Below are 26,789 nucleotides of genomic sequence, written 5' to 3'. Positions count from 1 at the left end.
GGCCGGGGCGTTCGGAACGGCGGGCCGGGACAGGCGGGTTCGGGGCCGGGGCGTCCGGGAACGGCGAGCTGGGACAGGCGGGTTCGGCGGGCCGGCACCGGGCTCGCCAACTCCCCTTGCGAGTGAACGGAGTTCGGGCGGGGCGGGGCAGTGCGGTCTCCCCGGAGGGGCGGGACAGGCGCTCGGGAGGCCGCCGCACCCGCGTACACGAAGCCGTCGTACCCGCATACACGAAGCGGTCCGGCACCGCACGTCGAACAGCCGCACCCTCACATCACCCGGCGCCATCGAGCAAGATGGCGACGTGCACGAACGACAGCAGCGACGCCAGCAGGGGAACGGGTCCGAGCGCGGAACGGGCGAGGGCGAGGGCCTGCGCGCCGGCCGCCCCACCGGCTGGGAGCCCGGCCGGGAGCCGGGGCATCTGGCCCGGCGGGGCCGGGGTGCCACGGGGGCGCCGGCCGGGCGTCTCCCGGGCCCGGACCAGGGCGCCGCCGGAGCCGGCGCGCGGCCGGCCGAGGACCTGAGGGTCGAGGACGTCGACCCCGCCGTCATGCGCCGCCAGTACCGTTCCGCCGGCCTGGAGGAGAACGAGCTCGCGTCCGACCCGTACGAGCAGTTCGCCCGCTGGTTCGCCGACGCCGTCCGTGCCACGGGCGCCGGCCTGCTCGCCGAGCCGAACGCCATGGTCGTCTCCACCGCCGACGCGGAGGGCGTCCCCAGCTCCCGCACGGTGCTGCTCAAGGGCTACGACCCGCGCGGCTTCGTCTTCTTCACCAACTACCGCTCCCGCAAGGGGCGGGAGCTGGCCGCGAACCCGCACGTCGCGCTGCTCTTCCCCTGGCACCCCATCGCCCGCCAAGTGATCGTCTGCGGCGACGCGGTCCGGATCGCCGAGGGGGAGACGGCCGACTACTTCCACAGCCGCCCGCACGGCTCCCAGCTGGGCGCCCACGCCAGCCCGCAGTCCACCGTGGTCGCGGCGCGCGAGGAACTGGAGCAGCGGTACGAGGAGGTCGCCGCCCGCTGGCCGGAGGGCACCCCGGTGCCGGTGCCCCAGGAGTGGGGCGGCTTCCGGGTGCGGCCCAGGACCGTCGAGTTCTGGCAGGGCCGGGAGAACCGGCTGCACGACCGGCTGCGGTTCGCCGCGGACGGGGACGGCTGGCGGGTGGAGCGGCTGGCTCCCTGAGCGCGGGGCGCGGGCGCGGTACGGATGCGGATGCGGTGCGGCGGGCCGGCGCCGCGGGCCCGGCCGGACGGCACAGCGGGGAGTGCGGGGACCGGGGGAGCCGGGAATCCGGAGAGAACCGGGTCCGGGAGAACCGCGTAAGCCGGGCGAATCGGTGGACCCGGTGGACCCGGGGAATCCGCGGAATCCGGGAAACCCTGGAAAACCTGGGAAAAGGACAACCCGCGGGCTGCTTCCCGGAGCCGGGTGGCTCCGGGCACCGGCCGGACAAGTCCGACGAGCCCGCGGGTCGGGTGTACTGCGTGGGATTGGCGAGCGTCTCGCACGCCGAGTGCGCGGTGCTAGCCCGCAGTCACCTCACGTGTCCGAGTGCACTTCATGCGTCAGACCACCTCCCTTCATGTGTACCGCCACCCTAAAAAGGAACCGGCGGCCAGGACAAGTGATTTTCGCGATTCCCGGAAAGCCCGGCTGAGCGCGCCGTTTCCGCAGTTCAGAGCGGGTGCACGGTGCACGGTGCACGGTGCAGGGAGCGGGTGCGGACGGAAGGTGCGGGCGGACGCGGGGCGCGAAGTCCGCGGGCGGGCCGCCCCGACGCCCGGAGCGCCCCGCCCGCCGACCCGCTGACCTCCGTGCCGCTCCGCTACACCTTGGCGACGAACACGTGGGAGGCGATCTCCGCGTCCAGCTCGGCGGCCTCGCCGCCGCTGCCGACCAGAACGCCGCCGGGGGAGCTGGTGACGCTCACCACGGAACCGGGCTGCACGCCCGCCCGCCGCAGGGTGTGCATGACCTGCTCGTCCATCTGGATCGGCTCGCCGATGCGGCGCACCACCACGCTGGCCCCCGAGGCGCCCGGTGTCAGCTCCGTGAGGCTGACCATGCCCTCCTCCAGGAAGGGATCGGCCTCGCCGGAGGCGCCCAGCTCCTCAAGCCCCGGGATGGGGTTGCCGTAGGGCGACTCGGTGGGATGCCGCAGCAGCTCCAGCACCCGCCGCTCCACGGCCTCGCTCATCACGTGCTCCCAGCGGCACGCCTCGGCGTGCACCTGCTCCCACTCCAGGCCGATCACGTCGACCAGCAGGCACTCCGCGATCCGGTGCTTGCGCATCACCCGCGTCGCGCTGCGCCGGCCCTCGTCGGTCAGCTCCAGGTGGCGGTCGCCGGCCACGTGCAGCAGCCCGTCCCGCTCCATCCGCGCCACGGTCTGGGAGACCGTGGGCCCGCTCTGGTCGAGCCGTTCGGCGATTCGGGCGCGCATGGGGACCACACCCTCCTCCTCCAGCTCCAGGATGGTGCGGAGATACATCTCCGTCGTGTCGATCAATCCGGACATGCGCGCCCCTCGTACGTTTTCGTGCGTGGCCCTGCACCAATTCTGACGCATCGGACCGACAACGGACCGCGCGCCGGGACAAGCAGTCCCCGCGAGGTGCGCCCGATGGACCCGATGGAGCGGCGGACCGGTCGCCGGGCGCGCTCCCCGAAGGCTCGCGGACCTGCGGGCGAGATCGGGGGGGGACCGCGGACGGGAGCGGGGGCGGGCCTGCGCGCGTGCCTTCCGTGCCGTCCGTGCCGTCCGTGCCTTCCGTGTCGTCGTGGCAGACCTCGTGCGAGCCCGGCACGCGTGGCGCCGGGCCACGCCGCCGCACACGAACGGCCGGGCCGGCACGCGCCGGGCCCCGCGGGCTCCGGGGCGGGCGTGCGGCGGCGCTCCGGAGTCGCCCGAACACGCTCCGGACGGCGCCTCGCCATGCCTTGACACCCGGTGTCGGCGGGCACCACGGTGAGCGCCATGAGCGACCTCCGCGACGCCCAGGAGCACCCGGCCGGCGCAGCGGCCGACGGCCGGCCCGGCCCCGCCGCCCCTCCGGACGACCTCTCCGACCGCTACTTCGACGCCGCCGCCGCGCTGCTGCGGCGGGTCAGGGACGAGGAGCGCGGCACGCTGCGACAGGCCGGTGCCGCGGTGGCCGACGCCCTCTCCGCCGGCGGCCGCGTCTTCGCCTTCGGGGCCGGCCACTCCTCGCTGCCCGCCCAGGACGTGGTCTACCGAGCAGGCGGCCTGGCGGTGGTCAACCTCCTCGCGGTGCCCGGAGCGGTCGGTGTGGACGTGGTGCCGGCCACTCTCGGCAGCGCGCTGGAGCGCGTCGGGGGGCTGGCCGCGGCCGTACTGGAGACCAGCCCGGCGCGGGCCGGCGACGTGCTGTTCGTCATCTCGCTCTCCGGCCGGAACGTCCTCCCCGTCGAGATGGCCCGAGGGGCCCGGGAGCGGGGGCTCACCGTCATCGGGGTGACCTCGCTCGCCTACGCCGGGCAGACCGCGTCGCGGCACCCCGACGGCACCTTCCTGAAGGACCACTGCGACCTCGTGGTGGACTCCAAGATCCCGGTGGGCGACGCGGAGCTCACCGACCCGTGCATCCCGGCCCCCTTCGGCCCCGCGTCGACGGTGGTGGTCAGCGCGCTGATGCAGGCGGTGATGGCGCTGGCGGCGAGCGGGCTGGCGGCGCGCGGGGAGACCCCGCCGATGATCCGCTCCGGCAACGTGGACGGCGGCCTCGACTGGAACGCCCGCGTCTTCGAGGAGCACCGGGACCGGATCTTCTTCCGCAACTGAGCCGCCGCACGGCCCGGCACCGGACGGAACGGCACCACCCGGGCCCGGCACGGGATGTGCCCGGGAGCCGGTGCAGGCGGCCGAACGGGACGGGGCGGCACCGTCCATCCGTCGGACCGGTCAGCGGCGGGACCAGCCAGCGGCGGGAGAACGGTCAGCGGCGGGAACCGCCAGCAGGGGTGACGGCCGGGCAGGTGCGACGCCGCCGGGCACCGTCCGACACCCGGCCGAGCGGGTGTGGCCGCAAGCGGGGAGCGGTCCCTGCCCGGGAACCGAGGCAAGGCCCCGGCGCCGCGCTGGCGGCGCCGGGGCGCTTGCCCCTCTCCCCTCCCCAGGGCTGCCCCCGAAGGGCCCGGGACCCCGAGCTTCCCGAGCCTTCCCGCGGACCGTTCCCCCGCGTCCGCGTCCCGCAGAAGTCCTCCCCTTCGGCAGCGGCGGCCAACACTTGAGCACTGTCACTCGAAAGGAGGGTATTGGTCGCGTCACGCACGTGTTCGAATAGACATTCGATAGCGTAGCCGTCGGCAGGAACATCCCAGGAAGGAGGTGCGGTACATGGCACGGCGGTACGACGTGGCAGGCGTGGGCGGCCTGCGGCTGACGGCGTGGGAGTACGCCGCAGGCCCGGTAGCGGCGACCGTTCCGCACCCGGCGGGCCCCGGCGGGGAAGGCCGCGTCGGCGGTCCGGCCGGCTCCGGCCGTGGCGCGGGGGCGGTGGCGCCGGGCCGGGCGGCTCCACCGGACCGGGCGGCGGCTGCAGGCGGAAGGGCCGGGAGCGGCCGGAGCCGTCGCGCGGTCCGAGCGGGCTCGGCGGCGCGGGTGACGCGTCCGGGCCGGGCGGCCCGAGCCCGGCCGCGGACCCTTCGGCGGGGCCGTCGGAGGCGTCCGCCGAACGCCCCGGCATGCTCCTGCTGCACGGGCTGCTGGGGCACACCTCCCACTGGACCGAGACCGCCCGGCGCCTCTCCCCGCGCTACCGGGTGATCTCCCTGGACCAGCGCGGCCACGGCCAGAAGTGCTCCCCCGCCTCCTACACGGAGGAGAGCTACGTCCAGGACGCGCTGGCCGCCGTCGAACAGCTCGGCCTGGCACCCGCCGTCCTGGTCGGCCACGGCACGGGCGCGCTGACCGCCTGGGCCTGCGCCGCCAGCCGTCCCGACCTGGTGGCGGCCGTGGTGGTCTGCGAGATGCGCGCGGCCGCGGTGGGGGAGAGCATGCAGCGCTCCTGGGCCCAGTGGTTCGAGTCCTGGCCGCTGCCGTTCGCCTCACTCGGGGAGGTCCGCGCCTACTTCGGCGGCCAGGAGCCGTGCCCGGGCCTGCCGCCGTCCGTGAGCAGCGAGTTCTTCGCGCAGATGATGGCCCGGACGGAGGACGGCTGGCGCCCTCCGCACGCCGCCGAACACCTCCTGCGCTCGCAGGACGCGTGGATCGCGGAACCCCACTGGGACGAGCTGGCCAACGTGCGCTGCCCGGCCCTCGTGGTGCGCGGGGTCGAGGGCCTGCTCGGCAGGGCCGAGGCGCAGGAGATGGTCCGGGTGCTGCCCCGCGGCAGCTATGCGGAGATCCCGGACGCCGGCCACCTGGCGCCGTGGGAGCACCCGGAGGCATGGTGCGACGCCATCGAAGGATTCCTGACGACGGCTCTTGAACCCCAGCCGGGCCCCTGTCCCGTCTGAACCCCGACCCGCCGGCCGTCCTTTCGAGGGCAGTTGCCGTCGCTCGGCCATGTGTCGCCTCCCGCGGCCCTTTCAGGCTCGCTCGTGCGAAGTTGATCTGCCGCGACGTCAGATGGTTCATTTCCAGGTCGCGTTCACCCTGCCGGACGTGCGGCCCTGGGCGTGCGGCGAGCAGCCGCGCCGGCGTCCGTCGACACTCCTCCGATCTCCGTTCAGCCTCTCCGCCGCCCGCATCGGTCGGCGCACCGGTCCCCCCGGCGCCGACGCCCCTGCCGGAGGGGCGAATGCCGGGCGGGACGAACAGGACAGAGCGCCGCGGCCTGCGCCTCCGTCCGGCCACGCCCGCACCTCGCCGCGGAGCTCCACAGGACAGGCGCGGAACTCCGGCCCCGGCGCGGCTGGTAGCTTGCGGAACTCCACGAGGACATCGCCGCAAATGGGGGAGAGTCAAGGTGCGTTGGCGTAGCCGCACTCGCCGTTGCCGTCCGGGCCGGAGCAGCCGTCCGCGGCACCGTCCGGCGGGCCGTCCCGCAGCGGTCCCGCCGGCCGCCGGTCTGGTCGCGGCCGTCGCCGTGGTCCTCCTGGCCGGCGGGTGCGGGAAGGACGGCGGCGACGACGCCCACCCCGCGACGGGCGTGACCACCGCCGCCGCCAAGGCCACCGCGACCGGACAGCCGGGCCGCGCCGCCGCGACTACGGCCTCGCCCGCTTCCCCCTCCCCGTCGGGCACGCCCAGCAGCGGTGCGTCGGCCTCCGGCACCGGCGGTGCCTCGACGGACTCCACCGAAAGCGTCGAGGGCGTGTGGCTGGCCACCGCCGACGGTGCCAAGGTGCAACTCGTCCTGGGCAAGGGCAAAGCAGGGTTGACCAGTACCCACCTGTGCGGCGGCAGCTACACCGGCACCGGCATCGGCGGCAGCGACCTGCGGCTCGCCCTCACCTGTATGGACGGCGACAAGGAGCGCACCAAGGGCCGAGGCGAACTGGCCCCGGACGGCGGCTCCCTCGTCGTGAAGTGGGACGACGGCTCCACCGACACCTTCTCCCGCACCGGTCTGCCGAGCAGTTGACGCGGCGGGCGGGACTCTGTCACGCCGAAGTCCGCGTTTCGCAACCACCGGTGCCGGGCTCCCGGCTGGGTGCTGCGAACCGCGTCCCCGTACGCTAGCGTCCCATGGGGCGGACACACGGTCCGCCCATGGTTTCCGGATAACGGGGAGGGTGCATATGTCGATCCACGGTGCTGATATCACCCAGCTGCGCGACCTGTCGAACAAGTTCAAGACCGAGGCGGGCAACCTCGGCACGCTCATCGGCCACCTGCAGTCGGCCACTTCCAGCAGCGACTCGTACTGGAAGGGGCCGGCCGCCGACCGCTTCCGCAACGAGTGGTCGCAGCTGAAGCCGACCTTCGACAAGTTCGTGCAGACGCTGCACGACGCGCAGAAGTCCGCCAACACCAACGCGGACAACATCGAGGCCGCCACCAAGTAACGCCCTGGGTGCGCCCACGGCGGCAGCACCCGTGCGGGACACGCGGCGAAGGGGCCGGGCCGGAAGCGAAGAGCTTCCGGCCCGGCCCCTTCGGCATAGCCGTGGTGCCACGCGGACGGCAGCCGGACAGCTCCGCGCCCCCACGCGGGTGGGCAGGGGGACCCGCCGGGGCCCTCCCCACCCACCGTCAGGCCAGCGCGACCGCCTGGATCTGCAGGATGCCGCCGCCGCGGATCAGCAGACCGCGACCGGTCGGGCCGCCGCCCGCGTCGCGCGGCAGCCGCACGCTGAACAGGTCGCCCTCCGACGCCCCCTGCGGCGACAGCAGCAGACCGTTGCGGGACTTGCGCGCCTCGACCAGGAAGCCCCGGTACTGCGACCCCATCGAGTCGGCGGAACCCGCGGCGATGACCGCGTGGTCACCGTCGAGGCCGCTCCTGATGACCTCCTCCAGCGCCTCGTCGAGCGGGGTGTCGTAGACGAGTTCGGCGTCGTCGACCACCACCACGTAGGGGTCGGAGCCCGCCTTCCCGGTCAGCTCACGCAGGTCGTCGGCGCTCGCGTCACCGGTCAGCAGGCCCAGCACGTTCGGCTGATCCGCCCACTCCCGCAGCGGGGAGCGGCGCGGCGTGACCAGGACCACCGGCACCCCCCGCTCGGTCAGCGACCGGGTGGCCGCCATCAGCGTCGTCGAGCGCCCGGACTTCGGCGGCCCGGCGATCACGAACCCGGGCCCCGACTCCTGGAGATCCACTCCGACCGGTGCCAACTCGTCCCCGCCGACGCCGAACAGAGCCCACAGCGGCTCGGGCCGGAAGTCCGGATCCAGTGCCATCGCCTCGGGCACCGTGATGCGCGACGGCAGCGCGTCCACCCGCATCGGCCGTACCTGGCGGGGCAGCCGGCTGACCCGGCCTATCCGCTCGGTCGCCTCCCGGCCGATCCGCTGGAGCGCCTCCACCTGCGCCTGGCCGGCCGGGTCGGGTGCCAGCAGCGCCACCTGGTTCTCCAGCACACCGTTGTCCGTGGGCTGGAGGGCCCGACCCGACGGCATGTTCTTGGGCACCTCGCGGGCCGACAGCCCGCCGTTGCTGTAGTCGTTCGGGTCGGCCATACGCAGGATCAGCTTGTCCGCGAAGACCGAGGAGACCGTGCCGCTGAACCCGGACCGGTCGGAGGTCATGACCACCTTCAGGCCGGCCGAACCACCCTCCCTGAAGAGCCGGTTGGCCGCCTCCAGCAGCTTGCCGTAGTCGTAGGACTCGAAAGTGGAGGTGTAGCCCTCCCAGTTGTCCAGCAGGAGCACCATCCACGGCAGCCGCTCCAGCGGGTCGGTGGCCATGGCCCGCTGCTCGGCGGCGCTGGAGGCGCCCTTCATCGCCAGCAACTGCTGCCGCCGGGAGACCTCGGCGGCCAGCCGGTCGAGCAGCCGCGCCACCCGCTCCGGCTGGTCACGGGTGACGACCGCGCCGCAGTGCGGCAGCGCCACCAGCGGCAGCAGGGCGTTGGCGCCGCAGTCCACCGCGTAGATGTGCACGTCCTGCGGGGAGGTGTCCCGGGCCAGCGAGCCCGCCAGCGTGCGCAGCGCCGTGGAGCGCCCGGACCGGGGACCGCCGACGATCAGCACGTGCTCTCCGTGCACCAGGTCCAGCGCCAGCGGCGCGCGGGCCTGCCGCTTGGGCAGGTCGGTGAGGCCGTACGGGATCGGCGGCACGTCGCCGGTCGCCCCGGACCGCGGCCGCGGCGGCAGCTCCTCGGTGGAGATGCGCTCCGGAAGCGGGTCCAGCCACGGCTTGCGCGGCGCCGGGAAGCGCATCAGCTCCGAGGCCCCCCGCACGGCGTCCACCAGCACGGCCAGGTCGGTGACCATGGTGCCGTCGTCCCCGTCGCTCTGGCCGCCCCGCGGCACCGGCCTGCCCAGCGACGTCCAGCCCAGGGGGACGAGTTCGGCCCGAGCCCGGTCCTGGCCCACCGCCGGGCGGCGGCCGCCGATCCGCGCCGACTGGACGCCCACCAGCGACTGGGCTCCGGACCGTACGTAGGCCCGGCCCGGCGTGGACTTGGCGATCGCCCCGGAGTCCGGCGCGTCGATCACGTCCCGGGACTCCTCGGCGTCGGTGACCCGCAGCGCGATCCGCAGGTTGGTGTTGGCGCGGATGTCGGCGCTGACCACACCGGCCGGCCGCTGCGTGGCCAGGACCAGGTGCACTCCCAGCGAGCGGCCGCGGCGGGCGATGTCGACCAGGCCGGCGATGAAGTCCGGCAGCTCCGCCACGAGGGAGGCGAACTCGTCGATGATCAGCACCAGTCGCGGCATCGGCTCCAGCTCCGGCCGGAGCTTCCGCGCGTCGTTGTAGTCCTCGATGTCCTTGCTGCCGGCGTCGAACAGGATGCGCTCGCGGTGGTGCAGCTCGGCGGCCAGCGAGGCCAGGGCCCGCTCGGTCAGGTGGGCGTCCAGGTCGCTGACCATGCCGACGGTGTGCGGCAGCCGGGCGCAGTCCTGGAAGGCGCTGCCGCCCTTGTAGTCGATGAGCACGAAGTTCAGGGCGTCCGGCCGGTTGGCCACCGCGAGCGAGGCGATGATCGTCTGCAGCAGCTCCGACTTGCCGGCGCCGGTGGTGCCGGCGACCAGCGCGTGCGGTCCGTCCTTGCGGATGTCCAGGACGAACGCGCCCTCGGCGCCGATACCGATGGGCGCTGCCGTGCTGGAGCCGCCCGCCTGCCAGATCCCGGAGATCCGCGGGCCGTCCGGGTCGGGCATGTCCAGCAGGTCCAGCAGCCGGGCTGACGTGGGCAGGGCGCTGTCCGCGTCGTCCCGGCTGACGTCGCGCACCGGGGCCATCGAACGGGCCACCAGCTCACACCACTCCGGGGACACCTGGTCGGCGAGGACCTCGCCGAGCGACTCCAGGCCGCCGCCGCGCAGGTGCAGCCGGCTGGCTGTCCGCGGCGACCAGCACACCGCGAGCCGCACCTCCTCGGGCAGCAGCCGCTCGTCCTCGTCGAGGCACAGCGCGAACATGCCGAACCGCGGCCCCTCCTGGAGCAGCTGCGGCACTCCGGGCATCCGGCGCAGCAGCCGCGCGCCGTCCAGCACCGTCAGCACGTACGGGTCCGGCCGCATCCGGCCGCCGCCGGCCGTGGCGACGGCGTCCGCCTTGCGGCGGGCCAGCTCCTGGAGCAACTCGTTCACCCGGCGGGCGGCGGCCTCCTGGTCGGTGCCGATCAGGCGGACGCAGTCCTGGCCCTGCTGGGGCGCCAGGTGCGGCAGCCAGCGTGCCCAGCTCCAGGCCCGCTCGGCGTCGGGGGCCGAGGAGAGCACCACCATCGACAGATCGCGTGGGCTGTGCAGCACCGCCGCCTGGGCCACCATCCAGCGGACGGTCGCCAGCGCCCGCTCGCGCGGCCCGGCCACACCCACCACGCCCAGCTCCGGCAGCGGCAGCGGTACGGGCACGTCCCGCACCAGCGGCGGCACCAGCGGCGGCGCGCCGTCCGGCACGTGGCCGCGCGGCAGCAGCTCTATGTCCGCGGGCAGGTCCGCGACGCCGATCCGCAGCCGCATCGCGTCCGGATCGGTGATCCGGCGCTCCCACAGCCGCCGCCGCGGCCCCGTCGCGAAGAGCAGCACCTCGGCGGCGTCCGGGTAGTTGGACCGGCGCTCACGCTGGTCGGACAGCCGGGCGGCCTCCAGCTCCGCCTCGTGCCGGGCGAAGTCGGCCTTGAAGTTCTTCGACTCGTGCTGGTCCTTGCGCTTGCCCTCGCGGGACTCGCTGACCCACTGGCCGATCAGCATGACGGGGCTCATCAGGCAGAACAGCAGCATGTAGATCTGGTGGACCATGAAGTACATGCCCAGGCCGAACACCAGCGGCACCACGGCCGTCAGCATCTGGAAGCGGCTGCCTTCGCCCTTCTGCGGCTGCTGGGGCACGTACAGCCGCACCCGCGGCGGCAGTGCGGACAGCCGCGGCGGGCGGTTGTAGGCCAGCCCGCCCTCGCCCATCGGCGACAGGTGCGCGTCCGGCGCGCTCGGCTGGTCCAGCACCAGCACCGAGTCGCCGACCCTGACCTGGGCGCGTAGCGGCCAGGGGCGCTCCCCTTCCACCGGCTCGTTCTCCATCGACAGCCGCACCCCGGGGGCGGCCGCGAGCGTCACCGACCCGTCGGAGGCCACCGACACCCGGCAGGCGGTGGCCGGCATCGCCGGGTCCTGCACCGAGACGGTGCTGCTCGGCGCCGAGCCGACGGTGGCGCCGCCCAGGCCGAGCCTGGCCACCCGTCCGGCGCCGGGGCCCGCGCACACCCGCACCTCGTAGCGGCCCGCCGGCTCACCCATCCGCATGAACGGGCCGATCGACTCGTCGACGGTGACCCGCATGCCGTCACGCAGCACACCGGCGGCCGGCGTCCGCGGATCGCATGACACACCGTCAGCCCACAGCACCGGCGCCCCCGCGGCGCCGGCCGCCACGGGCAGTCCGTCACGGCCCGCCCCCGCGTACTGGCCCGGGAACCGCACGACCACGCCGCCGCCCGAGCCGCCGACCGCGCCGCCGACCGGCTCCGGCACGGCGCCGGTCGCGCGGGCCACGGCCTGCGCGACGTCACCGGCCGTAGCCGTGTCGTCGGCGGTCACCAGCACATCCTGCGCGTCCGCGCCCTGCTGCACCACCGTCACGGTCACGCGCATGGGTTTCCCCTCCCCGTCCGGCCCGTTCAGAGCCCCGCGTCCACCTGTTCACAGCAGGCTATCGGCCACCGGAAACCGTCTGTAACCCCCATGGCGCGGCCTGTGGACAACTCCGCGGGCCGAGCCCGCCCCAGCCCGCGCCCGACCTCTCCGCGCCCGAGCGGAATCGTTTTTCCGTGTGGCATCCTCTCTGCCAGCCTGGTCGGGCCGTCGGTGCCCGGCCATGTCCGCAACGGGGAGGAACGACGCGTGGGTGAGTTCTCGGGCATAGACACAGCGGCACTCCAGCAGATGACGGGCTCCTTCAAGGGGGACAAGGACCATCTCCGGGACCGCGCCTCGTCCTACACATCGGAGTTCTCCCGGAACGGACTGGACACGTCCCCGCTGACGGAGATCGTCGGCATCTGCGGGTGGATGGACGACCAGGTGCCGATGCTGACGCGCCGCTACCACCTGGCGATAGCGGCCGACAAGCCGTACCCGGGCCACAAGGGCATGATCTCCATCGACGAGAGCATGGTCGGCACCACCGCCCAGTCGCAGAAGGACGGCAAGGCGCTCGCCGACAGCTTCGACAAGGCGCTCGACGGCGGCGACGACCCGGACGAGGACCTGTTCGCCGAGCTCAAGGCACACGCCGACGACGCCGACTTCCTCAAGTCCTTCTACAACCAGCTCGGCCCGCGCCGGTTGACGCAGATGACGAACGACATGGCCGACGACAACTTCTACGGGCGGTACGGCGACCACCCGGACCAGGCGAAGACCGACCGGGACATCGTCGCCCAGACCTTCGGCACCTACACGAAGGTGGCCTTCGAGGGGCAGACCGCCAAGCAGAAGCAGGCGAGCTGGAACAAGTGGTTCGACACGTCCGAGTTCCCCCACCAGGGGTTCCGCGCCGACTACATCACCAGCCTGCTGCCCGGTGGCTCCCAGGACAAGGACTTCCTCGTGGCCCTCGGCGACCGCGTCTTCGACGAGAAGGACACGCAGCGCAGCGGCGCCCAGTACATGACCGCGGACGGCATCGACAAGGGCCTTTTCGCGAACGACCACTACACGCAGCTCTTCGACGCCCTCGCCGCCAATCCCGAGGCGTCCGGCGAGTGGATGGACCACAACTACGACACGATGCAGACCCTCATCTACCCGCACGGCCCGTGGGACCTGGGGCAGCCGCCCTCCCGCGCCGCGTCGTTCGCGAAGCTGATGAAGGCCGGCACGATCGACCTGAAGTCCACCGACCGGCCGCTCGCCGAGAAGCTCACCGCCCGCATCATGATGGACAACTACCGCCATCAGAACGGCGACGCGAAGGACATCCACCCCTACGACCCGATCGACGTCTACTACGGGCAGCTGGTCACCGCCAACTGGAGCGACATGGTCTACGGGATCACGTCACCGGTCGGCAACCAGCTGTGGGGCGCCGACGCCACGGCCGGCGGCTTCACCGAGAAGATGTCCCAGTGGGACCAGAAGGCGTTCCTCGCCGGCCAGGACCCCAACCGTCCCGGCCTGGAGGTCGGGGCGCCCCTCTGGCAGGCCCTCCTCAACGAGTCGGCCAGGAACGCCACGGTCGCGGGACAGGAGAGCGCCCTCTTCGACTCCTTCCGTACGCAGATCACCAACGAGGTGGGGAGCGCCAAGAAGGACACCGACGAGCACGCGCAGGACTACCGCTCCATGGAGAGCGGCCTGATGATGAAGGCGTACAGCCAGGCGTTCGAGTACGCCAAGGGCTCGATCGAGGGCGACGCGGACCGGTGGGCCGACGGCGTCAACAGCGCGCGTGACACGATGATCGACCTGGTCAGCGGCGTCACCGAGGCGGCCGTCACCGGCGGCTCCACCGCCGTCGCCGAACTCGGCACGGAGAAGGCCAAGGAACTCGGCGGCACCGCCCAGAACCTGATGCTCGACTTCGCCAAGAACGCTGTCCACGTCGACCCCGAAGACGCCCCCGGCCTCGCTGACAAGTACAAGAAGATCAACGACTCCGAACTGGACACGAGCTGGCAGCACAACTACCAGAGCGCGGCCAACTCCGAGCTCGTCGGCGGCGGCTTCAGCGGCGACGTGACCGCGAAGGTCACCATCGACCCCAGGCACGGGACGTCGCACACCTACACCGGCGACCCCAAGGACTACATCAAGAGCCCCGCGGACAACTTCATCCAGTCCGACGGCACGGTCATATCCGTCGACAAGATGACCCCGCGCCAGCGGACCGCCTATGGAAACTGGCTGATGGACCCGGCGGTCGTCAACCACGTCGATTCCAGGGGATTCACCCAGCAGGAGCAGTTCCAGCACCTGACGGAGTAGCGGACCGCACGGACGCCGCCCCGATGTGCCCTTCCGGCCCGGGACGGCGTCCGCACTCGTCGCGCCGGCCCGCTCAGTCCTTCTTCGGCTCGACCTTCAGCGCGGCAAGGAAGGCCCGCAGGTCGGCGGCGGTCGAAGCGCTGATGACGGTCTGCTTGTTCAGCACCGGGACGAGGGTGACCGCTACTGCCTTATCCTGCCATGCGCACTCGGTGAAGCCCCGGTCCTCGCCCACGGCGACGTCCACGCACTTGATGGTGCCGCCGACGGCTCCGGCCGGATGTGAGGTGACGCTCCCTGTCTTGACGTCGCTTCCGGTGAGCAGCGAGACGGCGGGGTCGGAGTCGCTGCCCGGAGCGAGGTCGATCGCCGGGTCCATCTCGATCGAGATCTTCGCCGCCTTGCCGCCGGCGGCGGTGTACGTGACGAGAGCCTCGCCCTTGGAGAAGTCGAGGTTGTCGCCGCCGATGCTCTCCCACAGGGAGTCCGCCGGCTTCGCCTGGGTGTACGCGCCGAACGCCTTCGGGATCACCGCCGTGTGCTTCGTCGGCTTGCCGTCACCGCTGTTGGCGGCGACGGCCCACGCGGTGATGCCGCCCGCGACGGCGACCACCGCGACAATCCCGCCCAGGAGCCTGCGGCGTCGCCGGCCGCGTTCGCGGGCCGCCGCGTCGGGGACGGTGATGGGGGTGAAGGTGATGGCGCCGTCCTGCGCGTCGGCCGTGCGCTCGGCGTCCGCCTGCTCGCCGGTGGCGTTGTCGGTCACGTGATCCTCCTGGAAGGGGCCTGGGGCTACCATAGGGCGTGGTGTGCCGGGGTGCATCGGCTCCTCGGGGCGGACTTGGCGAGCCGGACCACCCGCTCGGGCGGGTGGTGTCCGGGCGCCGCACTCCGACAGGCGCGCCGCCGACGGAGGACAACGCGCTACGGGGGTAGTGGACATGGGCGGCCAGGGACAGGCGGACGCGACGGTACCCAATCCGGCGATCGCCGACCTGCAGAACCTCAAGGCGAGACTGCACAGCGAGCTGGGCACTCTCAACGACACGCTCAAGAAGACCAGTTCCGACATGGGCGGCAAGAAGGTGTGGGTCGGCAAGGCCGCCGACACCTGGACCACCGAGGTCGACGGCCGCCGCTCGCGCATCAAGATCCTGCTGGGCAAGCTGGAGCCCATCATCGACGCCAAGATCAAGTCGCTTCCGGAGAACGTCAGTCCGGGCGAGGCCAAGATGTACAACATGGACAAGTACCGCTATTAGTGCCGCGGTCGGCACGGTGTGCCCGGTAGCGAGTGTCCGGGTGCGGGCGATCGCCAGGCGGCCGGAGGCCCTCACGGTGGGCTGCTCGGGTTTCCGGCCGAGGCGGTGAGTGCCCGCACCAGGACGGCGAGCGGGGCGGACCTTGCCGCGAGGGGCAACGGCTCCTTTTCGGGGCGGACCGTGCCGTACGGGTGTCGGCCTTTCGGCCGCCAGTCCGAGCCGGGCGGGAGGATGACGACGCAACCACGGTGACGTGCAGGTTGTCTGACGTCACGTCAGTGGCGTTCGGGGAGTGGCGCCGAAGGGTACCCGGTCGGACCGCGCGATCCGGCGTGTCCGCGGCCCGTACCAGGGGTGCTCAGGCACACCCGGGGCTGGTCGCAACCGGTTCCGTTCCGTTCGGCTCTGCGCACCCCTTGTCGCTCGCTGCGCCTTGAGGGTGTTTGAGAGGCGCTGATAGCGTGCGGTGACTTGACATGGGCGTTGCGGAACGTCGCCGGACCGGAGAGCGACGACCACCACCGCACGACCCTCTGATGCAACACGCCGGTTCGGGGGCAGTGACGTGAAGACCAGGGATCGATCCGCCGCGGGCGGTGGCGGGGGCCGCCAGTCCGCACCCGCTCCGTCCCTCCACACGCCGGGCGGCGGGGAGCGGCTTCCGGTGGCACCGCGGGAGCGCAAGCCCGCACTCGCCGCGCTTGCCGTCCTGCTCATCCTGGTCGGTGCGCTCGGCGCGACCGTGATGGTCATGAGGGCCGGCAACAAGGTCTCCGTCGTGCAGATCGGCAAGGAGGTGGCCGCCGGCGACCGCATCCCCTCCAGCGCCCTGCGCGAGGTCGAGGTCTCCGACGACAGCGGCGTGTCCTTCATCAGGTGGAACCAGCGCGGCGACCTCACGTCGCACTACCGCGCCGCCACCAACCTGACAGTGGGTTCGGTGCTGGTGGTGTCGATGATCACCGACCAGGACAACTCGGTGCCCGCCGGCAAGTCCCTCGTGGGCATCTCCCTCAAGGCGGGCCAGTACCCCGACGGGCTGCGGGCCGGTCAGACCGTCGCCGCCTACCTGGTGGGCGACGAGGGCAAGGACTCCTCGGACTCCTCCGGCTCCGCGGGGCCGTCCGGCAACCTGATCAGCAGCCATCTCACCATCCGGTCGGCCGGCTCCACCGGCGGCTCCATCGGCGACAGCGGGGACTTCGACGTCACCGTGGTCGCCGACGACGCCGACGCCGGTGCGCTGACCAACGCCGCGGCGGCGCAGAACGTCGCACTCGTGCTGGTCCCGAGCAAGAGCTGAGCGAACGGCGACAACGTCATGGCACTGATCGCAATCGCCGCCGACAAGGGCTCCCCGGGCGTCACCACGGCCGCCGTGGCACTCGCCGCCGTATGGCCGCGCAGGGTGCTGCTCGCCGAGGCCGACCCGTCCGGCGGCGACCTCGTCTACCGTTCCGCCGGCGCGAACGGCGGCGTGCTCAACCCCAACTCCGGGCTGCTGTCACTCGCCGCCACCGCGCGGCACGGGCTGGCCGCCGAGCAGTTGTGGGACCACGCCCAGCCCCTCACCGGCGGCCTCGACGTCCTCGTCGGCCTGGCCGGCGCCGAGCAGGCCGCGGGGCTGGCCGGGCTGTGGCCGGCCCTCGGCCAGGCGTTCGCGACCCTCGCCCAGTCGGCCAGCGGGCCCGCCGACGTGATCGCCGACTGCGGGCGCATCGGCCCGGACTCACCGACTCTCGAACTGCTGCCGCACGCCTCCCTGGTGCTGCTGGCCGCGCGCACCTCCCCGGAGGGCCTGGCCCGCGTCCGCGACCGGGCCGGCGCGCTGTCGGCCAGGCTGCACGGCTCGCAGCGCGGCGCCGGCGCCATGGGCTACCCGCCGATCGGCGTCCTGCTGATCGCCGAGAGCGGCCAGAACTCCCGGATCAGCTCGCAGGTCAACGACATGCTGGTCGCCTCGCAGATCGCCGCCCGCGTCGTCGGCACGCTCGCCCACGACCCGGCGGGCGCCGAGATGCTCGCCGGCCGGCGCCGCGGCCGGCTGGACAAGTCGCTGCTGATCCGCTCCGCCCGCCAGATCACCGCCGACGTACCGCAGCGGTACGGGGTCCTGCGATGAGCGAGGTGGACCACCAGCTGGTCAAGCGGTTCCGCCAGGAGGCGGGCGACCGCATCGCCGAGCAGCGGCGGTCGGACCAGGTCGAGAACCGCATGGCGATGTCGCCCGAGGACGAGCGGCACTTCGCGCGGGCGATCATCGCGCAGATCCTGGAGGACTACGCCCGCTCGGAGATCTCCACCGGCCGCACCCCGCCGGACGCGCAGGCCGAGGAGGCCTACGCCGCCGCGGTGCACGCCGCGCTCTTCGGCGTGGGACGGCTCCAGCCGCTGCTGGACGACCCCGAGGTCGAGAACATCGACATCAACGGCTGCGACCAGGTCTTCATCGGCTACTCCGACGGCCGCGAGGTGCCCGGCGAGCCGGTGGCGGAGACCGACGAGGAACTCGTCGAGCTGATCCAGGTGCTCGGCGCCTACTCCGGCCTGTCCTCCCGCCCGTTCGACACCGCCAACCCGCAGCTCGACCTGCGGCTGCCCGACGGCTCGCGCCTCTCGGCGGTCATGGACGTCACCCGGCGGCCCGCGCTGTCGATCCGCCGCGCCCGCCTCGGCAAGGTGTTCCTCGCCGACCTGGTCGGCAACTACACGGTCACCCCGGAGATCGGCTCCTTCCTGGCAGCCGCCGTCCTGGCCCGCAAGAACATGATGATCGCCGGCGCCACCAACGCCGGCAAGACCACCCTGCTGCGCGCCCTGGCCAACGTCATCCCGCCGCACGAGCGGCTGATCACCGTCGAGCGCGCCCTGGAACTGGGCCTGGACCAGTTCCCCGAACTGCACCCCAACGTCGTCGCCTTCGAGGAGCGGCTGCCCAACTCCGAGGGCCTGGGAGCGATCTCCATGGCCGAGCTGGTGCGCCGCTCGCTCCGTATGAACCCCTCGCGGGTGATCGTCGGCGAGGTGCTCGGCGACGAGATCGTCACCATGCTCAACGCGATGTCGCAGGGCAACGACGGCTCGCTGTCCACCATCCACGCCAACGGCTCCGCGGAGGTGTTCAACCGCATCTCCACCTACGCCCTCCAGGCCCGGGAACGGCTGCCGGTGGAGGCGTCGCAGATGCTGGTGGCGGGCGCCGTCGACTTCGTCATCTTCGTCGAGCGCCGCAACGACTACCAGCGCGGCGGCTCCCTGCGCCGGCACGTCACCTCCATCCGCGAGGTGAACGGCGTGGACGGCCGCGTCCTTTCCAGCGAGATCTTCGCCGACACCGGCGACGGCGTGGCGCTTCCGCACGCGCCCATCGCCTGCCTCGACGAGCTCCTCGCCCACGGCTACCAGCCCACGGGGGTGTGGCGGTAATGACCGGGATCTTCTCGCTGTCCGTGCTGTACGGACTGCTGGCCGGAGTGGCCGCGGGCGGCGGCGTCGCGCTGCTGGTCGCCGCGATCCGCGGCTGGGCGCCCAAACCGGCCAAGGCAGGGCAGCCCGCCGGCGAACGGGCCTCCGAACTCGCCCGCTTCCTCACCCAGCGCGGCTCGCTCGCGGTCGTCGTCGGGCTGGTGGTGCTCGGCCTGACCCGCTGGGTCGTGCTCGGCGGGGCCACCGCGCTGCTGGTCTTCTGCTGGGACCGCCTCTTCGGCGGCGCGGCGGAGGAGCGGGCGGCGATGAAGCGGGTGGAGGCACTGGCCGGCTGGACGGAGTCGCTGCGCGACACCATCGCCGGCGCCGTCGGCCTCGAACAGGCCATCCCCGCCTCCGCGCGGGCCGCGTCCCCCGCACTGCGGGGGCACCTGGAGTCCCTGGTGGACCGGCTGCGGGCGCGCTGGACGCTGCCCGACGCGCTCCAGATGCTCGCCGACGAGATCAACGACGCCTCCGCCGACATCATCGTGGCCGCGCTCATCCTCAACGCCCGGCTGCGCGGCCCCGGCCTGCGCGAGGTGCTGGGCGCGCTGGCCAAGTCGGCCCGCGAGGAGGTCGACATGCGCCAGCGGGTGCTCGCCCAGCGCGCCAGCACCCGGCGCAGCGTGCAGATCGTGGTCGTCGTCTCCGCCGCGTTCGTGCTGGGCCTGGCCATCTTCAACCGCGGCTTCGTCAAGCCGTACGGCACCGCCGTCGGGCAACTCGTGCTCGGCGTGGTGTGCCTGCTCTTCGCCGCCGGGTTCTGGTGGCTGCGCAAGCTGTCCAAGATCGAGACCCCGGACCGGTTCCTGGTGCACGCCCCCGAGCGGGCGGCGCGCAGCGGCGCTGCGGCGTTCGGCGCCGGGCCGACCGGTCCGGGCACGGGTCCGGGCACGGCTTCCGGTACGGGGCGGCACGCCGCGGGGCCGGCCGGACCGGCGTACCCGCAGCAGACCGTGCCGGGCTACACCGCGCAGGGCCACCAGGCCGTGCCGGGCCAACACGTTCAGGGTTACCCGGCGACGCCGGGGCAGGGGGCGGGCCGATGAACACCATCCTCTTCGCCTGCCTGGTCGGCGGCATCGCGGGACTCGGCGTCTTCGCCCTGATCCGCGCCCTGACGCCGGGCCGCCGCAGCGCGCTGTCCACCGTCGCGGAGATCGACGCCCTGCGCGCCGCCTCCGCCGCCAGCACCACGAGCAAGGCCGGCGAGGCCGACGGCTGGCGCGACCGGCTGGGCCGCCGGGTGGCGCAGTTCTACCTCCAGCAGGGCTGGGAGCTGCGCTCGCTCCGGGCCGACCTCGCCGTACTGGAACGCGGCTGGGAGGGGTTCCTCGCGACCAAGCTGCTGCTGGGCGCGGTCGGCCTGGTCTTCGGGCCGTTCCTCTTCGTCGCCGTGTCCGTGCTCGGCTTCGGACTCAGCCCGATCATCCCGGTCTGGCTGGCGCTGGTCGTCGGCGGACTCTTCTTCCTGCTGCCCGACGTCGAGGTCCGCCGGGACGCGGCGCGCAAGCGCAAGGACCTGCGCCGGGTCATCGGCGCCTACCTCGACCTGGTCGCCATGAACCTCGCCGGAGGACGCGGCCTGCCCGAGGCGCTGATGGCCGCCGCCGAGGTCAGCGACGGCTGGGCGCTGATGCGCATCCGCAACTGCCTGGCCGACGCCCGCATCACCGGCATCAGCCAGTGGGTCGCCCTCGGCCGGCTGGGAGACGAGCTCGGCATCGAGGAGTTGCAGGACCTCGGCGTCACCCTCGGCCTGGTGGCCGACGACGGCGCCAAGATCCGGGACTCGCTGGGCTCGCGCGCCGAGACGATGCGCCACCGTGAACTCGCCGAGATCGAGGGAGAGGCAGGCGAGCAGTCGCAGTCCATGCTCGTGGCGCAGCTGCTGCTGGCGGCAGGCTTCCTGGTCTTCCTTATGTACCCGGCAGCGATGCGCGTGTTCGAGGTCTGACCGCAGCCCTGCCGTCAGATTGCCGACCGTCCACCGAGAGGACTTGAACCACCATGAACCGTCTGAAGAGCTTCGAGGCCAACGATCCGACCCTCCAGTTCGTCGTCGCCTACCTGCGCGGACGCGTCGAACGGGCCCGCAGCCAGGAGCTGTCCCGCGGCGCCTCGGCCGTCGAGTGGGTGGTGATCTCCGCCATCGTCGTGACGATCGTCGCGGCCGTCGGCTTCATCATCACCAACGCCCTCAAGGACAAGGCCGGGAGCGTCAAGAGCTGCATCGACAGCGCGAACGGCAGCAGCAACTGCTGACATCCGGCACGGGGGAGAAGGACGATGGGACGGACCAGCGCCGCGCTACGGCGGGCCGTGCGGCGCCGGATCGAGGCCGCGCACGGCGACAGCGGTGTGGGCAGCCGCGGGGCCGGGACCGGTCGCGGGCACGCTGACGCGATTCCGGGCGGCGACCGCGGCATGACGGCGATCGAGTTCGTGTTCCTCACGCCGGTGATCTTCTTCATGATCTTCGCCACCGTGCAGTTCTCGCTGTTCTACTTCGCCGAGCACGTCGCGCAGGCCGCGGCTCGGGCAGGTGCCCGCAAGGCGCGCGACGAGGCGGCCACCAACCAGGACTGGTCCGGTGACGCGCACGACGCCGCCACGTCCTACATCCAGCAGCTCGGCCCCGACCTGCTGATCGGGCCCCGGGTGTCGGCCTCGCGGACCAAGGGGAGGGCCGACTCGGTGGGGGTGCGGGTGCGGGCCGGGGTGCCGTCCGTCTTCCCGCTGCCCGGAGTGAAGTTCCACGTGGACGAGGTGTCGGAGGGCCCGATCGAGTGCTTCGTGCCTGACGGGGGGAAGGTCGGCCAGTGCGAGTGAGAACGGCGGGATCCGCCCGTCCGGCTGCGGCGGCCGGGTCGTCACGACCGGCGTCGCGGGCCGACGCGGCGGGACCACGGCGCGGACGGCGCGTGGCACGTGTCCAACCCGTCCCGCACGTACGCCATGTACGGCACGTACAGCGCGTCCGGCTTGTACGGCGTGCCCGCCACGCGTGGCTGCCATGGAGCGCGGAGCCGGTGGCCGCCCCGGGGCGTGCGGACGGCGGGGTGTCGACGATCGAGGTGGTCATCCTCGCCCCGCTGATCATCTTCTTCATCCTGCTGCTCGTCGCCTTCGGCCAACTCGTCGACGGTCGCGGCGCGGTGGACGGCGCGGCCCGCGACGCGGCCCGGGCCGGCTCTATCCAGCGGGACCGCAGCGTCGCGGAGGCGCAGGCGGTCGACACCGCCCGGGCCGACCTGGCGGGGAAGTGCGAGGGCAACCCCGACGTCCGCGCGGTCGGGGACACCAGCTTCCAGCCGGACACCCTCTTCAGCATCCAGGTGACCTGCAAGGTACGCGGCATGGACCTGCTGGGCGTGCCCATCACCAAGACGGTCACGTCGACGGCGACCTCGCCGCTCGACCCGTTCCGGCGGGCGGTGGCGGACTGATGGAGAACGTCGTGGCGGCGGACCCCCGCCGGTACGGAGCCCTGCGCCGGAACGGCACGCGGGTGCGCCTGCGGATCGGCGAGGCGGTGGCCGGCCGGGTGCGTGCGGCACGGGGCGACCGGGGCTCGGGCGCGGCGGCCGTGCTGATCTTCGCCCTCGTCTTCATGGCGCTGGCCGCCTTCGTCGTCGACGGCGGTCTGTCGATCGCCAAACGGGAGCGCGCCGCCGACATCGCCGAGCAGGCGGCCCGTTACGCGGCCCAGGACATCGACGTCAACGCGCTGCGCAACGCCCCCGCCGGCACCCAGCCGGAGATCCACTACCAGGACTGCACCGCGCGGGTGCGGCAGTTCGCGCGATCGGTGAAACTCTCGGCGCGGGACACCCGGGGCTCCCACTGCACGCTGGCGACCGCCCGCCGGGTGGAGGTCAGCGTGCAGCTCACGTACACACCCGCGCTCACCGGGTTCTTCTACAAGAAGCAGTTGACCGTGCACGGCACCGCCGCCGCCGAGTCGATCACCGGCCCGGCCGGCTGACCGGCGCCGGCCCAGCCGAGGGCCGGCAGGACAGGTACACCACGAGGACAGAGGGAAACAGCCATGGCACGCACCGGCGCCACGGGACACAACCGCACGCGGGCGGGCGGCGCGGCATCCACGCCGCCCCGCCGGCGCCGGACACCCGGCGACATCCTCCGGGCCTTCGCGGCGTTCGTCGCGCTGCTGGTGCTGGTGGTGGGTGTGCCGGCGGCGCTGGTGCACTTCATCGGCTCGCCCTTCCCCCACCACGTCGACTCCGACGTGCTGCAGCAGCCCATCACCTCCGAGACGTTCGTCAACACCCTCGCGGTGGTGGTGTGGCTGGCCTGGGCGCAGTTCACCGCTTGCGTGCTGGTGGAGGCCAAGGCGGCGGTCTCCGGCGTGGGCATGCCGACCCGGGTGCCGGCGTCGGGACCAAGCCAGATGCTGGCACGGCAACTGGTCGCCGCACTGCTGCTGATCGGGGTGAGCACGGCGGGCCTGGTCCCCGGACTCTCCCAGCTCGGCCAGACCCACCAGCCGCTGGACCAGGCCCGGGGCGGGATCGCGGCCACCGCCCAGCAGACGCCGGGACAGCACGGACCCGTCCGCCAGGCCGCGGCGCGGCAGCAGGGGCCGTCGCAGACGTCCACCGCGCACAGCGCCGCTGCCCGCACCACCCAGCAGGCGACCAAGTTCTACCGGATCAGCCCGCCCGAGGGGCGGCACCACGACTCGCTCTGGGAGATAGCGCAGCGGCACCTCGGCGACGGCCGCCGCTACAAGGAGATCTACGAACTCAACAAGGACCGCGTCCAGCCCGACGGTTCACGACTCTCCCAGGCCAGCCTCATCCGTCCCGGGTGGGTGATGGAGATGCCGGCCGACGCGCACGGCGGCGAACTCGTCGAGATGCCGGTCGCCTCCCCGCACACCGCCCCGGACATCGAGCACTACGCCCAGCACGGCGGCGCCAAGGACACCGCGCACGAGGGCGCCCACGCGGCCACCGCGACGCCCGCCGTGGAACAGCGGGGCGGCGGCTCGGGCCAGGCCGGCGGTTCGGGCGGCGGACAGCAGGGCGGGGGACAGCAGGGCGGGGGACAGCAGGGCGGCGGGGCCGCCACCGAGCAGGTCCACTCCGCCTCCCAGGGCTCCTCCCATGGCTTCGACCTGTCCGAGGCGCTGATCGCCGCGCCGCTGCTCGCGGCCGGACTGCTCGCCGCCCTGGGACGGCGGCGCCGCGCCGCGCTGTGGCAGTCGCTGTCCGCGGGGGCGCTGCGCACGCCCCGGACGCCGACCGGTCCGCAGGCCGAGGTCGTGGACGCGCTGCGCATCGGCGCCGACCAGGACGCCGTCGCCTTCCTCGACCGGGCACTGCGCTCGCTCTCCGCCAAGCTCGCCGCCGACGGCCGGCACCTGCCCACCGTCTACGCCGCCTGGCTCACGGACAGCACCCTGCACCTCCAACTGGCCTGGCCGGAAGGGCAGCCCCCGGCGCCGTGGACTCCCGGGCAGGACGAGGCCTTCTGGCAGCTGGAACGGCGCGACCTGCCCCAGGACGCCGACACCACCACCGCAGCGCCCTTCCCCGGCCTGGTCGTCCTCGGCACCCTGGACGAGGCACGGCTGCTGATCAACCTCGAAGCCGTGCCCGGGATCGTGTCCCTGGCAGGCGGCGCGGCCGACCGTGAGGCGGTCCTCTCCTCGGTCGCCGCCGAACTCGCCACCAACGGCTGGTCCGACCGGATGACCGTCACCCTCGTCGGCTTCGCCGAGGACCTGACCGCGCTCGCCCCCGACCGCGTCCGCCACATCGCCTCGGTCGCCGAGGCCGTCGAGACGATGGCCGCTGAGACCGCGCAGCGCGCCGCCGCGCTGCGTGCCGCCGGCCAGGACAGCGTCCTGACCGGGCGCACCGGCCAGGCCCAGCACACCCAGTGGACGCCGCACCTGGTGCTGCTGGCCGCCGAACCCGCCGAGGCCGAGGCGCAGCGGCTGGCCGAACTCGCCGCCGACGCCGGGCGGCTCGGCATCGGCTACCTGGCCGCCGTCGGCCGCGGCGACCTGCCCGGCGCCGCCTGGGAGCTGGAGATCACCCCCGACGGCCGGTTGCTCGCGCCGCTGCTGGGCTTGGAGATGAAGGCCCAACTACTGCCCCGCGCCCAGTACGAGGCCGTCCTCGGACTGTTCGCCGAGGCAGCCGGCGGTGACGGCCCGGGCCCGGACGCGCCGCCCTTCCTGGTGGACCTCTCCGACCAGGGCCGCCCCGGCGTGTACGCCCGCATGCTGGGACGGTTCGAGGTCGTCGGTGTCGAGGAGCCCGAGGCCGAGCGCAGCCAACTGCTCCACGAGGCACTGGCCCTGCTCCTCCTGCACCGCGAGGGCGTGCACCCCCGGGTACTGGCCTCCGCGCTCTGGCCCCGCGGTGTCACCGAGGACGTGCGCGAGGCGCTGATCGCCCGGCTGCGCACCTGGATCGGCACCGACCCCGACGGGGGCGAGCGGCTCCAGCTCGACCCGGCCGGACGGATCGTGCTGGCCTCGTCCGTGGTCTCGGACTGGGACGTGCTCCAGACCCTCCACCACGAGGCCAGCGAGGGAGAGGCGGCCGGAGACCCCGCGGTGCGGCGCAGGCTCCTCACCGACGCCCTGTCGCTGGCCCGAGGCCGCCTCCTGGAGGACCGCGCCCCCGGACGCTACGGCTGGCTCAACCACGAGATCGTCGATGCGCAGCACCCCGTAATCGTGGCGGAGATCGCCCTCGCGCTCTCCGGGCTCCACCTGGAGGCCCGCAAGCCCAAGGCCGCGGTCGCCGCGATCGAGACCGCCATGGCCGTCGCCCCCGACGACGAGCGCCTGTGGCTCGCCTACCTGCGGGCCAACCACGCCATCGGCGACCCGGCCCGGCTCGAAGCTGCCGCCCACTCCCTCATCGAGCGCGCCAGCTCCGCCAGCGCGCCCGGTCGCGGCCTGCCACCCCGGGTCGAGGCCCTTCTCGACGAACTCCTCCCTTCCTGGCGCGGCTCCGTCGCCAACTGATCCCCACCGCCGCCACATCGGCACCACCGCTACGGACACCGCCACCACAACAGACACCGCTACTGCCACTGAGCGGCAGAACCCAGAGCCCGAAAGGCCCTGCCCCACACCTCCTTCCACCCGGCGGCCCCGCGTCCCACGCGGGGCCGCCCCGTTTCCAGGACCGTACGCATCGGCCGCCCCCGGCCACCGACGTCACCAACCGCGCTCCGCTGCCCGTCCTCCGGCTCAGGAACGGGCGACCTTCACCCGGATCTCCGGCAAGCAGCCGCTCCCGGAGCCCGGGGCAGTGAACCCCGCCGCCCCACCGAGGCCAGCCCACCGAACAGGCTGTCCACGGACAGCTCCAGCCGCGGCGGGCCGGGCACGCCGGCCTCGTTCAGGGCCACGTCCAGTCCTGGTAAGGGCAGGCGGAGCGCCGAACCGCGCGGCACGCGGCTCCACCCCGCCGGGCGGGAGGTCCCCCAACCTGCCGATGGGCGCGGGCGGTTCACGCCCGGGTATCCACGCGCACAGCCGCAGCGCCTCCGGCAGCACCCCGATCCTCGGCTTCGTCCCGACCGGGTCCGGCCACGCGTCCCCACCGACGACCCGGACCCTGCCGTCTTCGGGCCGCAGCAGGCCGGAGAGCATCGAGATTCCGGTACTCCTCTCCGCGCCGCCGGGCCCGGCCAGCCCGGCGAAGCCGACGGCGGGCGGCTCCAGGCCGATCCCGGAGGCGGCCGCCCGCCCGCCGAACCACTTCCGCGACCTGATCACCCGCACCGCGCGCGGCCTGCCCTGCCCGGCCCCGGCCCGCGCCGCGCGCGCCGTCGTACGGCCGCACTCGCCGCGCGCCTCACTTCCACCGGTCTCCTCGTGCGCACTCCTCATGGCGCCCACACCTCTCCCCGTTCCCCGCGCGGTGCATCCGCGCACTGCCACGATACGGAAGGTGATGGACAGTCACGACGTGTTGCGAACAGCCTGTGGATAACCGAATCCCAGGCGGATCAAGCCTGTGGAAAACCGCTGCGAGCCCTGCGCCCGTGCTACCCGCGC

General features: G+C 73.3%; 20 protein-coding genes. 17 read left to right on the top strand and 3 right to left on the bottom strand.

The features are described from left to right. The first annotated feature begins 553 nt into the window (after window positions 1-553). The gene (pdxH, locus tag BS72_RS13305; protein ID WP_037915611.1) at window positions 554-1,189 is read left to right on the top strand and encodes a pyridoxamine 5'-phosphate oxidase; all 636 of its coding nucleotides are present in this window, start codon (window positions 554-556) and stop codon (window positions 1,187-1,189) included. A gap of 643 nt (window positions 1,190-1,832) precedes the next feature. Here pdxH and BS72_RS13300 read toward each other — a convergent pair. Then, the gene (locus BS72_RS13300; RefSeq protein ID WP_037910614.1) at window positions 1,833-2,525 is read right to left on the bottom strand and encodes a metal-dependent transcriptional regulator; all 693 of its coding nucleotides are present in this window, start codon (window positions 2,523-2,525) and stop codon (window positions 1,833-1,835) included. 459 nt (window positions 2,526-2,984) lie between these two features. Here BS72_RS13300 and BS72_RS13295 point away from each other — a divergent pair, with 459 nt between their 5' ends. The 4 genes from BS72_RS13295 to BS72_RS13280 all read left to right on the top strand — a co-directional run bounded on the left by BS72_RS13295 (window position 2,985) and on the right by BS72_RS13280 (window position 6,979). Further along, entirely contained in the window at window positions 2,985-3,809 is an 825-nt protein-coding gene (locus BS72_RS13295; RefSeq protein WP_037915607.1) for an SIS domain-containing protein, read from the top strand. A gap of 902 nt (window positions 3,810-4,711) precedes the next feature. Further along, entirely contained in the window at window positions 4,712-5,485 is a 774-nt protein-coding gene (locus BS72_RS13290) for an alpha/beta fold hydrolase (RefSeq protein WP_078901334.1), read from the top strand. Between the two features lie 572 nt (window positions 5,486-6,057). Continuing rightward, window positions 6,058-6,555 carry a hypothetical protein gene (locus BS72_RS32275; protein ID WP_051951071.1) on the top strand — a complete coding sequence of 166 codons (498 nt, stop codon included), beginning with the start codon at window positions 6,058-6,060 and terminating at the stop codon, window positions 6,553-6,555. A 157-nt stretch (window positions 6,556-6,712) separates the two neighbouring features. Then, window positions 6,713-6,979 (top strand): WXG100 family type VII secretion target, encoded by a 267-nt coding sequence (locus tag BS72_RS13280; RefSeq protein ID WP_037910612.1) that lies wholly within the window; start codon window positions 6,713-6,715, stop codon window positions 6,977-6,979. 187 nt (window positions 6,980-7,166) lie between these two features. Here BS72_RS13280 and BS72_RS13275 read toward each other — a convergent pair whose 3' ends face one another. Then, window positions 7,167-11,672 (bottom strand): FtsK/SpoIIIE domain-containing protein, encoded by a 4,506-nt coding sequence (locus BS72_RS13275; RefSeq protein WP_037910610.1) that lies wholly within the window; start codon window positions 11,670-11,672, stop codon window positions 7,167-7,169. Between the two features lie 249 nt (window positions 11,673-11,921). Between BS72_RS13275 and BS72_RS13270 the strand changes: the two genes are divergently transcribed. Continuing rightward, window positions 11,922-14,006, top strand: coding sequence for a hypothetical protein (locus tag BS72_RS13270; RefSeq protein ID WP_051951070.1), 2,085 nt, complete (start codon window positions 11,922-11,924; stop codon window positions 14,004-14,006). Window positions 14,007-14,079: 73 nt separating this feature from the next. Here BS72_RS13270 and BS72_RS13265 read toward each other — a convergent pair whose 3' ends face one another. Further along, window positions 14,080-14,772, bottom strand: coding sequence for a hypothetical protein (locus BS72_RS13265; RefSeq protein ID WP_037910607.1), 693 nt, complete (start codon window positions 14,770-14,772; stop codon window positions 14,080-14,082). Window positions 14,773-14,815: 43 nt separating this feature from the next. On the opposite strand from BS72_RS13265, the gene BS72_RS34030 reads away from it, so the two are divergent. From BS72_RS34030 to BS72_RS13210, 11 genes are all read left to right on the top strand, one after another. Beyond that, window positions 14,816-15,268 carry a hypothetical protein gene (locus BS72_RS34030; protein ID WP_157856216.1) on the top strand — a complete coding sequence of 151 codons (453 nt, stop codon included), beginning with the start codon at window positions 14,816-14,818 and terminating at the stop codon, window positions 15,266-15,268. A 664-nt stretch (window positions 15,269-15,932) separates the two neighbouring features. After that, window positions 15,933-16,571 (top strand): hypothetical protein, encoded by a 639-nt coding sequence (locus BS72_RS13255; RefSeq protein WP_051951068.1) that lies wholly within the window; start codon window positions 15,933-15,935, stop codon window positions 16,569-16,571. 18 nt (window positions 16,572-16,589) lie between these two features. Then, on the top strand, window positions 16,590-17,390 hold the full coding sequence (locus BS72_RS13250; protein ID WP_037910600.1) for a hypothetical protein: 801 nt from the start codon (window positions 16,590-16,592) through the stop codon (window positions 17,388-17,390). Next, the gene (locus BS72_RS13245; RefSeq protein ID WP_037910597.1) at window positions 17,387-18,694 is read left to right on the top strand and encodes a CpaF family protein; all 1,308 of its coding nucleotides are present in this window, start codon (window positions 17,387-17,389) and stop codon (window positions 18,692-18,694) included. Before BS72_RS13250 ends, BS72_RS13245 begins: the two co-directional genes overlap by 4 nt. After that, entirely contained in the window at window positions 18,694-19,785 is a 1,092-nt protein-coding gene (locus tag BS72_RS13240; RefSeq protein WP_078901333.1) for a type II secretion system F family protein, read from the top strand. The genes BS72_RS13245 and BS72_RS13240 overlap by 1 nt, the downstream gene beginning before the upstream one ends. Beyond that, the gene (locus BS72_RS13235) at window positions 19,782-20,693 is read left to right on the top strand and encodes a type II secretion system F family protein (protein ID WP_037910595.1); all 912 of its coding nucleotides are present in this window, start codon (window positions 19,782-19,784) and stop codon (window positions 20,691-20,693) included. The genes BS72_RS13240 and BS72_RS13235 overlap by 4 nt, the downstream gene beginning before the upstream one ends. 53 nt (window positions 20,694-20,746) lie before the next feature. Next, window positions 20,747-21,001: a Flp family type IVb pilin gene (locus BS72_RS13230; protein ID WP_037910592.1), complete on the top strand. Its 255-nt coding sequence runs from the start codon at window positions 20,747-20,749 to the stop codon at window positions 20,999-21,001. Window positions 21,002-21,025: 24 nt separating this feature from the next. Continuing rightward, window positions 21,026-21,568, top strand: coding sequence for a TadE/TadG family type IV pilus assembly protein (locus BS72_RS13225; protein WP_078901332.1), 543 nt, complete (start codon window positions 21,026-21,028; stop codon window positions 21,566-21,568). Between the two features lie 179 nt (window positions 21,569-21,747). After that, window positions 21,748-22,185, top strand: coding sequence for a TadE/TadG family type IV pilus assembly protein (locus BS72_RS13220; RefSeq protein ID WP_051951910.1), 438 nt, complete (start codon window positions 21,748-21,750; stop codon window positions 22,183-22,185). After that, a complete protein-coding gene (locus tag BS72_RS13215) occupies window positions 22,185-22,724 on the top strand; it encodes a pilus assembly protein TadG-related protein (protein WP_107498776.1) in 540 nt (179 codons plus the stop codon). The genes BS72_RS13220 and BS72_RS13215 overlap by 1 nt, the downstream gene beginning before the upstream one ends. Before the next feature lie 63 nt (window positions 22,725-22,787). Continuing rightward, the gene (locus BS72_RS13210) at window positions 22,788-25,748 is read left to right on the top strand and encodes a BTAD domain-containing putative transcriptional regulator (RefSeq protein WP_037910586.1); all 2,961 of its coding nucleotides are present in this window, start codon (window positions 22,788-22,790) and stop codon (window positions 25,746-25,748) included. Window positions 25,749-26,789 lie beyond the last annotated feature (1,041 nt).

The sequence above is a fragment of the Actinacidiphila yeochonensis CN732 genome, assembly GCF_000745345.1.
Lineage (GTDB): Bacteria > Actinomycetota > Actinomycetes > Streptomycetales > Streptomycetaceae > Actinacidiphila > Actinacidiphila yeochonensis.
Note: the sequence above shows the minus strand (reverse complement) of the source record. Positions and strands in the feature narration are given on the sequence as shown.

Coding starts and splice junctions, on each gene's coding strand:
- pdxH (WP_037915611.1), top strand. CDS start 554: ATGCGCCGCCAGTACCGTTCCGCCGGCCTGGAGGAGAACGAGCTCGCG.
- BS72_RS13300 (WP_037910614.1), bottom strand. CDS start 2,525: ATGTCCGGATTGATCGACACGACGGAGATGTATCTCCGCACCATCCTG.
- BS72_RS13295 (WP_037915607.1), top strand. CDS start 2,985: ATGAGCGACCTCCGCGACGCCCAGGAGCACCCGGCCGGCGCAGCGGCC.
- BS72_RS13290 (WP_078901334.1), top strand. CDS start 4,712: ATGCTCCTGCTGCACGGGCTGCTGGGGCACACCTCCCACTGGACCGAG.
- BS72_RS13280 (WP_037910612.1), top strand. CDS start 6,713: ATGTCGATCCACGGTGCTGATATCACCCAGCTGCGCGACCTGTCGAAC.
- BS72_RS13275 (WP_037910610.1), bottom strand. CDS start 11,672: ATGCGCGTGACCGTGACGGTGGTGCAGCAGGGCGCGGACGCGCAGGAT.
- BS72_RS13250 (WP_037910600.1), top strand. CDS start 16,590: ATGGCACTGATCGCAATCGCCGCCGACAAGGGCTCCCCGGGCGTCACC.
- BS72_RS13245 (WP_037910597.1), top strand. CDS start 17,387: ATGAGCGAGGTGGACCACCAGCTGGTCAAGCGGTTCCGCCAGGAGGCG.
- BS72_RS13240 (WP_078901333.1), top strand. CDS start 18,694: ATGACCGGGATCTTCTCGCTGTCCGTGCTGTACGGACTGCTGGCCGGA.
- BS72_RS13235 (WP_037910595.1), top strand. CDS start 19,782: ATGAACACCATCCTCTTCGCCTGCCTGGTCGGCGGCATCGCGGGACTC.
- BS72_RS13230 (WP_037910592.1), top strand. CDS start 20,747: ATGAACCGTCTGAAGAGCTTCGAGGCCAACGATCCGACCCTCCAGTTC.
- BS72_RS13225 (WP_078901332.1), top strand. CDS start 21,026: ATGGGACGGACCAGCGCCGCGCTACGGCGGGCCGTGCGGCGCCGGATC.
- BS72_RS13215 (WP_107498776.1), top strand. CDS start 22,185: ATGGAGAACGTCGTGGCGGCGGACCCCCGCCGGTACGGAGCCCTGCGC.
- BS72_RS13210 (WP_037910586.1), top strand. CDS start 22,788: ATGGCACGCACCGGCGCCACGGGACACAACCGCACGCGGGCGGGCGGC.